At 43.8% G+C, this 11,959-nt stretch carries 13 protein-coding genes and 1 pseudogene; 3 read left to right on the top strand and 11 right to left on the bottom strand.

All coding sequences use genetic code 11. The features are described from left to right. Positions 1-222: 222 nt before the first annotated feature. The 3 genes from KUH03_RS14120 to KUH03_RS14110 all read right to left on the bottom strand — a co-directional run bounded on the left by KUH03_RS14120 (position 223) and on the right by KUH03_RS14110 (position 1,639). Positions 223-879, bottom strand: a complete 657-nt coding sequence (locus tag KUH03_RS14120; protein WP_257094238.1) for a Gfo/Idh/MocA family protein — start codon at positions 877-879, stop codon at positions 223-225. Further along, positions 876-1,100 (bottom strand): hypothetical protein, encoded by a 225-nt coding sequence (locus KUH03_RS14115; protein ID WP_257094236.1) that lies wholly within the window; start codon positions 1,098-1,100, stop codon positions 876-878. Before KUH03_RS14115 ends, KUH03_RS14120 begins: the two co-directional genes overlap by 4 nt. 77 nt (positions 1,101-1,177) lie before the next feature. Continuing rightward, positions 1,178-1,639 carry a ribonuclease inhibitor gene (locus KUH03_RS14110; protein WP_257094234.1) on the bottom strand — a complete coding sequence of 154 codons (462 nt, stop codon included), beginning with the start codon at positions 1,637-1,639 and terminating at the stop codon, positions 1,178-1,180. Between the two features lie 267 nt (positions 1,640-1,906). Between KUH03_RS14110 and KUH03_RS14105 the strand changes: the two genes are divergently transcribed. The 3 genes from KUH03_RS14105 (at position 1,907) to KUH03_RS14095 (ending at position 5,435) form a co-directional block, all read left to right on the top strand. Then, entirely contained in the window at positions 1,907-2,428 is a 522-nt protein-coding gene (locus tag KUH03_RS14105; RefSeq protein ID WP_257094232.1) for a sulfatase-like hydrolase/transferase, read from the top strand. A 124-nt stretch (positions 2,429-2,552) separates the two neighbouring features. Next, positions 2,553-3,227, top strand: coding sequence for a sulfatase (locus KUH03_RS14100; RefSeq protein WP_257094230.1), 675 nt, complete (start codon positions 2,553-2,555; stop codon positions 3,225-3,227). A gap of 108 nt (positions 3,228-3,335) precedes the next feature. After that, positions 3,336-5,435, top strand: a complete 2,100-nt coding sequence (locus tag KUH03_RS14095; protein WP_257094228.1) for a polysaccharide lyase 8 family protein — start codon at positions 3,336-3,338, stop codon at positions 5,433-5,435. Positions 5,436-5,586: 151 nt separating this feature from the next. Here KUH03_RS14095 and KUH03_RS14090 read toward each other — a convergent pair whose 3' ends face one another. The 8 genes and pseudogenes from KUH03_RS14090 to KUH03_RS14055 form a co-directional block, all read right to left on the bottom strand. Then, positions 5,587-6,627 carry a glycoside hydrolase family 88 protein gene (locus KUH03_RS14090; RefSeq protein ID WP_257094226.1) on the bottom strand — a complete coding sequence of 347 codons (1,041 nt, stop codon included), beginning with the start codon at positions 6,625-6,627 and terminating at the stop codon, positions 5,587-5,589. Next, the gene (locus KUH03_RS14085; protein ID WP_257094224.1) at positions 6,546-6,920 is read right to left on the bottom strand and encodes a hypothetical protein; all 375 of its coding nucleotides are present in this window, start codon (positions 6,918-6,920) and stop codon (positions 6,546-6,548) included. The genes KUH03_RS14090 and KUH03_RS14085 overlap by 82 nt, the downstream gene beginning before the upstream one ends. 155 nt (positions 6,921-7,075) lie before the next feature. Further along, a complete protein-coding gene (locus tag KUH03_RS14080; protein WP_257094222.1) occupies positions 7,076-8,275 on the bottom strand; it encodes a DUF2264 domain-containing protein in 1,200 nt (399 codons plus the stop codon). Positions 8,276-8,324: 49 nt separating this feature from the next. Then, positions 8,325-8,519: a hypothetical protein gene (locus tag KUH03_RS14075; RefSeq protein ID WP_257094220.1), complete on the bottom strand. Its 195-nt coding sequence runs from the start codon at positions 8,517-8,519 to the stop codon at positions 8,325-8,327. 29 nt (positions 8,520-8,548) lie between these two features. Further along, positions 8,549-9,241, bottom strand: a complete 693-nt coding sequence (locus tag KUH03_RS14070) for a heparinase II/III-family protein (RefSeq protein WP_257094219.1) — start codon at positions 9,239-9,241, stop codon at positions 8,549-8,551. Continuing rightward, positions 9,151-9,705: a hypothetical protein gene (locus KUH03_RS14065; RefSeq protein ID WP_257094217.1), complete on the bottom strand. Its 555-nt coding sequence runs from the start codon at positions 9,703-9,705 to the stop codon at positions 9,151-9,153. Before KUH03_RS14065 ends, KUH03_RS14070 begins: the two co-directional genes overlap by 91 nt. Then, positions 9,654-10,244: a hypothetical protein gene (locus KUH03_RS14060; protein WP_257094215.1), complete on the bottom strand. Its 591-nt coding sequence runs from the start codon at positions 10,242-10,244 to the stop codon at positions 9,654-9,656. Before KUH03_RS14060 ends, KUH03_RS14065 begins: the two co-directional genes overlap by 52 nt. 2 nt (positions 10,245-10,246) lie before the next feature. Continuing rightward, positions 10,247-11,949 (bottom strand): annotated as a pseudogene (locus tag KUH03_RS14055) (RagB/SusD family nutrient uptake outer membrane protein). Between the last annotated feature and the right edge of the window lie 10 nt (positions 11,950-11,959).

Raw genomic sequence — 11,959 nt, 5'->3', positions numbered from 1 at the left:
GGTATGTGGAAATGGTTATCCACATACCTTTTTCTGTGAAATATCAATTTAATACAATCGTCTTTCCCTCCTTTGCTGAACGTTTCGCAGCCTCCAATATTTCGACCACAGTCACATTGTTGCTGATGGAGCCCAGATCATTCTCTGGGAACTGTTTTTGCCTTAGTATATCCTCCAGATAAAGGATATGATTTTCAAAATAGGTTTGATCGGTTGGAATAACTATTGGCTTATCGTTATGCTGGACGTATTTAACAATGTTTTATCGTTTTGTGCATAAAGTTGAGCCTTGGTCCCAAATACCTGTAGGTCTTTCACGCTGTAAGGCCAAGCCCAAGATGCCTGGATAATACCTGTGCTACCATCCCGGTAGTTTAAGATAATCGTCGCGTCATCCTCTACCTTTGGATAGGTTTCTGGCTTCAGTCGATGTGTAATTGCGCTGACAGAAATAGGCCGTTCACCATTCTTGATCCAGGTCATAAGATTGGCCCCATAACAGCCGAAATCCATTAATGCACCACCGCCATTTTTCTGTGGATCTGTTAGCCAATCGAGAAAATAGCTGCTACAGCCGATCTCTTTGGGCCCTTCATGCCCATCCTTTACAATCATCCGTGTCACTCGACCCACGGCATTTTGATCAATCAATTGCTTGAGCTGTTGGTTGCTCTTATACCAGGTCGTTTCGTAGTTGACCAAAAAAGCCGTTTTGTTTTCCCTGGATAAAGTTGCTATGCGTTTGGCATCAGCCAAGGTGGTTGCCATCGGTTTCTCTACCATGACAGGTATTTTGAGCGGTAGACAGATTTCCGCTACATTGATATGCTCATTGGTGGGGTTGTAAGCAAGAACGACATCGGGCTTTACTCTTTTCAATAATGAAGGGAGATCTGGATAAAAACGGATTTCGGAAGGTTATATTGGGTCTGAATCTTGTCTGCGAGGATATTATTGGCCTCTGCTATCCCAATGATCTCAACCTTCTTCTCTTTATATAAATTCAATAGGAGGTATACATGGTCGTGATTGAGTCCCGCAACAGCGACTTTAAGAGGACTGTCCGCATAAGCAACATGCTGAAATAGCATCGTCAACAAAAAAATATCTTTACTATATGTTTCATGGTATTCTGTTTAGGTTCAATAAAGATACCATTTTGAATTCTTTAAATCCTTTAGTAAATCCAGTCAATCTTTGGATGCGATTGTATTATTTCCGCTACGATATCGAAATAAGTCTGTCCTTTTCCAGCTTGTAAATCGGCTAGCTTTTGTTGGAAATAGGTATGATTGAATGGTGAATTGGCTGCAAGTTTTTCCTGATAGTAGGCGAGGGTGGTTGTTACTCCTAATGCCGCTCTACTATGGGCGATGTCTTTCCAGATGATCGTCTTTTTTTTTGCATCCTGTACTTTTCCAAAGCCACCATAAAGCAGATCATCAAAACCATCCAGACTCCCAATTTGCCAACTCTCATCAGCCATATAAACTCGATTGATTTCAGCATAAAAGCTCGGGATATCCGCAATACGTGCGCCTTCAATAACAACAAAGCCAAGATCAGGGTGAAGGGCTAGGAGGATTTTGAACTCTTCCCAGAGTTCGGCTAATGCTCTGGGGATGTCGCCTTTGACCATTTTTCTGCAAAGCTAAAAGGTCGGGTCGAACAGTATTTTGCCCACTTTGGAGGAGCCGCACCAGGGGGCATCTAATGCCTTATCATGATCATTCCTGACCAAAATTTTAGCAATAGCTGCTAGTTGATTTCTCTCGTTTATTTCCATCTGCTTCGGATTGGATTTCCCCGCTAAAGGACTAAAAAAATTGACTTAACGAAATCGTTTTCGGTTTTTTTACAAAAATCCAATACATTTAGGTTTACATTTAGGGATAAATCTAATGCGATGATCTACCGGATAACGTTCTATCGTATACTCACTTTGCTGAGTGTACTTTCTCTAGTTGAAATTTCTGTTTTTGCACAGCAGCGGCCCAATGTCATTGTGATTTTGAGCGATGATGGCGGTTACGATGATTTTGGTTGCTATGGTGGTAAGGAGGTGCATACACCGCATATCGACGAGCTGGCTAAACAGGGCATTCGTTTTCAGTGTGCTTATGCATCTGCATCGGTTTGTGCACCCTCACGTGCCGGCCTACTGACGGGTCGGTACCAACAACGCTTTGGCTTCGAACACAATATTTCCAAACGGCCGACCAATGGAACAGCATTGGAAGATATTGGGATGGATACCTCGGTGGCAACCATAGCTGATTTTATGAAATACAACGGCTATAAAACCGTTGGCATCGGCAAGTGGCATCAGGGGACGGTCCCCAATTTCATCCGCTTAAGCGTGGCTTTGATCATTTCTTTGGTTTTATCGGCGGAGATCGCTCTTATTTTCCGATCCCCGGAAAGGTAAAACCAACACAAATGTTGGTCGATGATGGGCGCATTTTTCCCGAAGATTCTATTCGCTATCTGACAGAGACATTGACCGATAAGGCAATCTCCTATGTTCATCGTTATCGCCAACAGCCTTTTTTATGTATCTGGCTTTTAATGCTATACATACTCCTGTGGAGGCTCCGCTGACGCAGAATAGTAAATATAATCATATTGCAGATCCTTTGCGCCGTGCTTATCTGGCCATGCTGGAAAATATGGACAGTAACATTGGCCGTTTGATAGAACAACTGAAAAGCGATGGACTTTATGAAAATACGCTGATTATCTTTATGAATGATAATGGTGCGGCGACAAATAATGGTGCCGATAATGGCCAGCTGCGCGGTCTGAAAGGGTCGAAATGGGAAGGCGGTATACGGGTACCAATGATTATGCAATGGCCAGCAAAGCTACCGAAAGGAAAAGTAGTCAATGCGATGGTATCGGGTATGGATATCTTGCCAACAAGTATGGATGCCATACAAGGGAAAAACATCCCCGGACAAGCGATCGATGGGCTAAGTCTGTTATCATCCTATAAGGCGGCGAAGAATGGGCATGAATATTTATTTTGGCGACGGGGAGTCGCGAAAGCGGTCCGTCATGCCGAATGGAAACTGATTGTTGTCAAGGATGATCCGATATTGTTATTTAACTTGAAAAACGATCTGAAAGAACAACATAATCTAGCTGAAAAATATCCCGATAACGTGAAGGAAATGTTGGGTCAATTGGCTGAGTGGGAAAAAAGATGGCAGCTCCCAAATGGTTAAGTGGAGTCTTGGATAATGATCAGAACCAAATGATGAAACATCGAATGGATGTCATTGGACGGGCAGCAGAAAAGAAATACCCTTAATCGGATTATAATTGGAAAACGAATGAAAGCTATACTTATATTTTTATTATCATTTGGACTGGTCATGACAAGGGCACAGGACAAGCATACATTTGATCGCATCAAAAAACATGTGTACGAAGACGAACTGCAAAGTTCGTCCACGCACGGTGATAAAACCACAATCTGGAGCAATCAGCTGACTGAAGCCGGTACTTGGTCTGATATAGATTACACGAGTAAATCAATTTCACTTTGGCCTCCAGGAGAACACTTGGATCGCTTGAAAGCTTTGATCATAGCTTATGTATCTCCCAAGAGTAAATCTTATCAGCAAAAGTCGCTGTATGACAAGATTGTACGGGTAGCTCAGTACTGGGCAAATAACCGATTTGAATCCACGAATTGGTGGCACAATGAAATTGCCTCTCCCAAAGCAATAGGTGTCTGTCTGATCCTGATGAAATTTGGTCAGGAGAAAATCCCGGCTGCAGTGGAAACAGCACTGGTCAAATTGATGGAAAAAGGGGACCCCTATAAGAAAACGGGCGCGAACAAAAGTGATATTGCCATGCATTATTTCTATCGTGCACTGATCCTGGAAGATGCCGCTCTATTGGCAGCTGCTATGGAACAACTACTTTTTCCTATCCAGTTGGTGGATGGCAAAGAGGGTTTACAATATGATTTCTCCTACTTACAGCACGGCCCACAATTGTATATTGCGGGCTATGGCGAAGAGTTTTTAAAGGGAATTTCTAAGGTAATGGCCTATGTCCGCGAGACGCCTTATGCAGTTAATAAAGAGAAATTGCATCTCTTTGAAAAATTTCTTTTGGAAACTTATCTGCCGATTATACGTTCACGTTATATTGATTTTAATGTGCATGGACGTGGGATATCGCGACCAGATATATTGCGCAAGGATCAGGAAGTTGCCATACTGCAGCAAATGCAGTTGATCGATCCGGCTAAAAGTGAGGTCTGGAAGAGAGGATTGGCAAAATTAGATAGTGTACAGGATTTTAATGCGGAAGATCAATCCCTGCATCGACATTATTGGAAAGGAGACTATACAACACACCTCAGAAAACAGTTTCATTTTAACCTGCGTCTGGCAAGCAAGCGAACCAACAAATCGGAATCAGGAAATGGTGAAAATATGCTTGGTAAAAATATGACAGATGGTGTAACCAATATTCAGGTATTTGGTCCGGAATACTATAATATCATGCCGGTATGGGAGTGGGACAAAATTCCGGGGACAACTACCCGAGATTATCAGGGTGATCAGGAACTCAAAGAACAGTGGGGTGTACTGGCTGCCAACAGTTTCTCTGGTGGGGTCAGCAATGGTACAATCGGTGCATCGGCCATGTCTGTTCAATACGATGGCCTGACTGCACAAAAAGCATGGTTCTTTTTTGATAAGGAGATTGTTTGCCTAGGTAGTGGAATTAGCAGTAGTGCTACTGAACCGGTCGTCACAACATTGAATCAGACTTGGTTGAATGGCCCTGTCGTATGGAATGGAAAAGAGAAGATTTCAACCGATTCACTGGTTCGAAATGTAAAACAAGGTGAATATGTGATGCACAATCAGGTTGGCTATTATTTTCCGGAAGCCATAAAAGTCGTTCTGACGGCAAAAGAACAATCGGGCTCCTGGTACCGCATCAATCGTTCCCGATCAAAAGATGCTGTCCATGGTAAGGTATTTAAGTTATGGATTGAACATGCGGCGAAACCTGTCAATGGGAGTTATGGGTATATCGTGGTGCCTGGTGTGGATCAGATCGATAAGCAGGCTATGCAGCAGTTAAAAATCTGGCACAATACGTCTGCTGTTCAAGCCGTAGAACATCAGGGGCTGGTCGCTATTCAGGCAGTGTTTCATCAGTCAGGTACCTATCAAATTGGGGCTTGGTCTATTCAGGTGGATAAGCCGGTCATTCTGCAGATCACAAAGGGAGATAAAGCCTTCAAACTGGATGTGGCAGATCCAATGCAACAGGAAAAAGCCGTACGTATTCATCTCATCAATAAACGTGCACAAGTAAATAAAACTGTCGAGATAAAGCTTCCACAGGCTGAGTACGCGGGTAGTACCGTATCAGAAACAATCCCGACCGATAATAAATAAGGTTTTAATTCTTTCGAATTGCCGTGAATATTAAAAAGTAAGGTCCAGGATCTGTAAAGAACTTGGACCTTCTTCATTCGTTCGGCTGAGGTTTCTAAAGATTAGTTGGCGTTGTTTACCAAAGTTTAGCTTTTGATACAGCCTGTTTTTATTATTTTTTGAGTTGTTCCAAGCGTGTTAAACCTTCGAGATAATAATAATCTGCATAGGTCAAAGGGACATCAATTTCAGAATGATGTGGCAGACTGCCAACACTATGTTTGAGCAAGAAACCACCGTTGCTTGCATATTTGGCAAAATAACCTGTTCCTGACAGTGTCTGTAGACTCTCCTTCGCAAAAGCTAAATAGGATTTACTTTCTGCTCCTGAAGTTAAGGTCGATAGTTCAACGAGTGCCGAAGCGACAATAGCTGCTGCGGAGGCATCACGAGGAACGTAATTGAGCTTTAACGTTGAAAAATCAGCATCTGATTTATATCCCTGTTGTCCAGCATTGAAATCCCAGTAAGGGATTTTATCTTTTGGAAGATTTTTGTGGGTCATGTAAAATTTAGCTGCTGCCTGTGCTGTTTTGAGAAACTCTGGTTTTTTTGTCTCCCGATACATCATGGTAAATCCGTAGATAGCCCAAGCCTGTCCACGTGCCCAGGTTGAATTATCGGCATAGCCCTGATTTGTCTGTTGATGGATTGCTTTACCGCTGGCATCATAGTCTACAACATGGTAGGTACTATAGTCTGTGCGGAAATGGTTTTTCATGGTTTGCGTTGCATGACTGATAGCGACATCCTTATATTTAGGATCACCTGTCAGATCGGAAACGTAACACAGCATTTCAAGGTTCATCATATTGTCAATGATGACAGGGTATTTCCAAAGTGTTTTGCCATCCCATGACTTTTTCTCATTCCATGACTTGATGACACCAACCTGTGGGTTAAAGCGCTTTAATGCGGTATTGGCCGAATGGACCAGGATGGCTTTATAATCGGCAATTTTTTTCTGATCCTTGAGGTATTTTATTGCTGTTCCATAGGAACAATACATGACAAAACCAATATCGTGATGTTGATCCAGGTCCTTCGCTTTTTCGAGCGCTTCGGTCCATTTTATCGCTTCTTTCTCTGTTTCTTTATTGTGTGTGTGGTTGTAGATATACCATAGTGAGCCAGGAAAAAACCTCCTGTCCAATCCCATTCGTCGGTTCCGCGCAATTGTCCTGAAGGAGTCAATGTACGTGGGAACTTATGGTCTTTGTCAGCTTCCTTGGCCAAAAATTGATATTGTTTCTCCGCAGCGTTGAAGCTAGCATCGATAAAGTTTGCCTTTTGGTCAATAAAGCTGAGCGCAAAAAGTCCCGAAGCGATAAGAAGGATTGTTTTTAAACTGGTTTTTCTTTTTTCATCTGCATAAATTATTTGTTCATCTATTATTTTAGGATTAGGGTATTTATGAACTCTCGTCCTTTGGTTCACTCGTTTCACGCTGCCTTCGGCGGTATATGTGTTAGCCTCGTCGGTATAAATAAACTCGTTTACTCATTAAATTGGTATTTTAAGGTATTCGTGAGCTCAATCGTTCGTTTCACACGGCTCATACGACCACCTAAGAATTCCTAACAGCGTATATTCTTAGTAAGTTACATAATAATCTTTTGGAAGGGTAAACCTGCAAAAGCTTTTTGTGAGCTCCATTGCGCAGCAGCGTCAGACCAAAATGCATGCGTTGGTGGAAGGCCTAAGGGTAGAAATGAGAGGGAAGCAGTATAGAGCGAACCCGAGTTTGTATAACTGTCTGCTATATTTCCCTGATCGGCATTGAGAAATCCCAAGGCCATCCAGCCATCCTCATGAAAAATGCGATCGGCGTAGATGTGCTTGAGGACTGCTGTCAATGCTGCGCGCACTTGCCCATTGGAGAGGTCCGTGGGGAGCTTTCCATCGAGTGCGACTGCAGCGAGCGGTTGAAAGGCCGCATTTCTATACGTTGCACTCCGCCCAACGACAGGATAGGTACCCTCCGGTGAAATCATGCGCTCCAGATGATGTGCATAACGTTGCATTCGTTTGTAGGCGCGGTCATACATGGTTTGGTACTTCGCATCAGCGCTAAGATTATTTTTTAAGGTCTCCACTTGCATGCAATGGATGACATAACCATTGTAATGATCAAAACTAAATCGCGCACCGTCACTATACCATCCGTCGCCGACATACCATTCCTGATCAAATTTGTTTACCGCATAGTCTATTTTCTCACGGACACAGTCTTCACCGATACTGTAGAGAAAAGTTTCAGTCATTGCGGCAAACAATAGCCAGTTGCTTTCGTTGGGTTTGATCCAGCGTAAGTGTTTAAATTCGGTAATAACCTGTTGCTTTGTCACCTGCGGTAGTGGATCCCATAATGCTTTTGGGGCACGCATAAATGCCTGGGCTAAATGTGCCGCATCAACCAGAGGTTGCTTGGACTTGCTACGCCAGGAGAAATAATCTGCCGAAGCAGGGTTTACACCATGCTGTATGCCCAGTAAGGCTTGTTGTTTAAATTTAGCACGCAATTTTCCTTCTGCGGTTTTATTGTCTGGCAGAGCCAACCATGGTGCCATACCGGCCAATAATCGGCCAAAGGCTTCCAGATAACCCACACTGGGATCTATATAGTCATAAGTTTCACTTTTAACAATTGGCATCTCTGCGCGAAAACGCTCTTTGCTGATACGATCGAGAATAGGACTGGCCATTTTTGTTAAAATAGACACCCAATACGCACGGTCGTCAGTAGAAGGTTGCGCCGATGAACCCCTGGATTGACTGCGACCAAGCAAGGGACTGTTCATTAGCGCTCCTGCGGTAGTTAATGTTACGGCTTGAATCCATTTCTTCTTTTCATTTGGCTTTTTTAATGATAAAACTATATTTTCCTGTCGATTTGATGCTTTTGGCTTTGAGGCTGATGCGGTAAAGCCGCTCGCCCCATACCTGGCTCAGACGAGGGTCATCCTGTGTGATGGGCTCGTAGGAAGCAACGAACTGTGCAGGATTAAAATGCAATGCGGCCAGACCGTCGCCCATGGCAATCACTCCCTTGGTAATCTGAGGTTCTTTTGAAACTAAAAATGCACTATATTAGACTGGGTCGGATTTTTGATCTTGAACTCGTCTGCTATGGTCAGACCATCGGCTGTGAGGCTGTAGCTTCTATTCCAAAGTTCAATATTGGCTGTCTTTGGATAGGCATTCCCGATATCGAGCTGGAATTTATTCTGTTCAGGTAGGAATACCACATTTTCGGCTTTGTATTCTTTGCCAAATGCCTGATCATTACCATTGATCTGGGGCAGGTTGTGGTAGGCACCCTGCATGGTCCAGATACTATAGCGATCGTCGCTAAATGTTTTCTTTGTGTAGGTTCCCACACCGGCATCAATAAAGAGAGGCTGCTGATCCTGGTATAGAATAAAACTGCCGACATCGTTATGGTTGTGGCTCTCATTATTAAAACCACCTTTGGCAGCGAAGAAAAAACCTCCCTTTTTCAGATAGAGAAACTGCGTTTCCGGATACCACTTAAATGCATTTTGAGGAAGTGCTGCCTGTGTGTGCTGAAGCTGTGGAAAACAGCGTAAGTCTTCAAATGCACGGAAGATATCCCGTGAGGGTTTGAAGTCCGCACCTTTACCGCCAAGATCTGTCATATATCGCGCAAATTGCATCATTTCGGTACTGTGTACATCTTGCCCATAACGATAGATGAGAAGCGGGTCTCCACCACCTTTGGCTGAGGCATCCGCAAAATTGACCACCCATCTGTCACCACCAATATAAGATTGTGCGATATATTCACCCATATCGCGGATAAGAGGTTTGTCAAAGATACTGACCTTGTTCTGTGTTGCAAGGGCAAGTATCTTAAGGTAATCGTACAATTTACCAGCGGCGTGCCCCAATAGGACGGACCTTCTTCACAGGCACCATCTTTTTTAATGTAATCGATAAAGCGATCGACCGAAGTCATTGTTTTATAGATGCCAGCCAGTTGAACATCCGGATTGTCTTCTACCAGTAGCAGGCAGGTGAGCACATTAAAATTGCACCAGGGATTCCAGTTGTTGACCAATTGGTTTCCTTTGAGCTCAAAGCCCTGCCACCACATATCATTACGGTCAAGATAAGGCAGTATAATGCGTTGTTGGATGTGTTGTTTTAAGCGTAGACTTATTTCCGGATTGATGGTATTGAAGGTGTCCCGAAAAAATAGTGTATCCACGAAAGTAAGGATCCTACATCACCGGCCATGAGGTCAATGACATGTGTCCGTTCTTGCGGGAGGGATCTTTTGCTGGATTGGAAAGCAGGTAGGTGGGCCGATAATGACCAGGTAGACATCTCGGTCATGTGCCAGGTGCCGTTTAGAATCTGATCGATATAACGTCCTTTTCCTTCTGCTAATTCAGCTAAGAGCAGGTTTGTGAGCGCTGTACAGTTTTCGTTCATCGGCTTTTCCATCATGCCGCGATTGCCTGAGCGTTCATATTCCAGATAATCTGTTGCCTTTACCACCTGCCATTGATAGTCGAGTGCTTTGTCGCCTTTCGCGATAACCTCCTCTCGGAATGGGGCTATCAGCTGATCCCATGCCTTACGATCGGAATAACTTGGATAGGGAACCCAGGACTTGTCCCGGCTCAGGTTGAGCTTGAGATCTTCCTGTTTAAAAGTCCCTGTGAGTAGCTTTAATTCTTTTCCCAGTAGCCCCTGAAAAGAGAGACTACTGAGAAAGAAGAATAGGATTAGATATATTCTCATGTTTACCAATCTTGATTTTGTGGCAGAAGAGCCGCATTCATCTCTATTTCTTGTCCCGGTACTGGCCAAAGCTTATGTCGGGGTTGATACCCTCTGGTCACGAGATTATCACCTGTAATACCTTTTTCAATAAAGCCCTTCGACACTTCTTCCAATAAATTCCAACGCTTGAGATCAAAATAACGCCAACCCTCACCCGCGAGTTCTACGGCGCGTTCCTGTTGGATGCGTTTACTCATTTCCGCTTTACTGTTCACAACCAGGAATGAACTGCCGCTGTTTAAACCCGGCATTTTTGAACGTGCACGTACCTTATTCAGTTCCGTGATTGCCTTGTCCAGCTGATTGGTTTCATTATAGGCTTCGGAGAGCATCAATAACACATCCCCAAACGAAGGATCGGGAAGTTGATCGGTGTATGGGTACGATCCGTAATCGCTCCTTTCAGGTTACCTTCAGGTACAAATTTGCGCCATAGGTAGGTATACCAGCCCCGATTATTACGGATCTGCCCAAAATTTTCATTTACCCCTGTGGCAAGAATAAATTGCATGTCACGCTCTTTGTTGGCGTTCCAGCCCAAATAGTGTGAATAAGGTACAATAAGTGTCTGATTCAACCGTGGATCCCGGTTGGCATAGATCTGACGTAGCTTGGCGGTGTCAGGTACTTTAGTCAGCACACCGCCGGATTGAGTGGATTCCATCGCTTGCTTTTTAACGGCATTGTCTGTGTTATAATTTGGGAAATGGTCATTCCAGTTGAAAGGACTACCATCCCGGTTTTCATAACGGTCTGCAAGCCGCGTGCTTGGCATACAGTTGTTCCAGTCACTGCCAAAAGTTGCTCTTGTCCCCATATACCAGGCCATAGGCATCCCATAAGGAAATCCTGTTCCGCCCATGTTCTGTATGGCAAAGATCATCTCAGGAGCTTGGTCTCCTTCCATGGTAAACAATGCCGCATAATTAGCACTGAGGCTATAACCGTAGTTGTTGGTTTTGTTATAGACAATTTCTTCAAAATCCCGGATTGCCGAAGTCCAATCTTTATTGTACAGGGCTACTTTACCTCTTAATGCATAGGCTGCGCCCTTTGTAATTCGGCCATAGTGTTTTGCTTCATAGGTTACAGGTAATTTATCGACAGCGTAGTTGAGGTCCGCAAGAATGAATTTCTTGACATCTTCAACGGAAGATCGGCTATTTTTGAGTGAACTAAAATCTCTGTTCAGATCAACCGTCTCGTCATATATCGGTAAAGCTCCATAGAGGTTTGTCAATTGAAAATACATCAGCGCACGGAGAAATTTTGCTTCGGCAATAAACCCTTCCTGCTTAGCTTTATCTATGGTCATCGGCTGAATATGGGCGATGGCATGGTTACAGCGTTGGATCAGGTCATATCCGGCCTGCCACCTATCTACGACAATGGATGAGCGGTCTGTAAATGTACCGCTGATGACTTCGCCCAGCCCTGGAGGATCATAGCCCAGTCCAATATCACTGAGCCCATCATAAGAAAATTGTAAACCGAAGGTCGGTTCCTTCTTGAGATCATTATAACAACCTAATATGCCTGCGAGTGCCTGGTCTTCATTTTGCCAGAATGTATCGGCGCTGACCTGACTGTAGGGTGTTGTATCGAGCTTATAACAAGATGATAATGCAATGCATCCAGCTATGAGTAGGGAAATCTTTTTCATGATATTTGAC

Source organism: Sphingobacterium sp. E70 (genome assembly GCF_019285695.1).
Classification (GTDB): domain Bacteria; phylum Bacteroidota; class Bacteroidia; order Sphingobacteriales; family Sphingobacteriaceae; genus Sphingobacterium; species Sphingobacterium detergens.
This window is presented reverse-complemented; position numbering and strand designations above follow the sequence as displayed.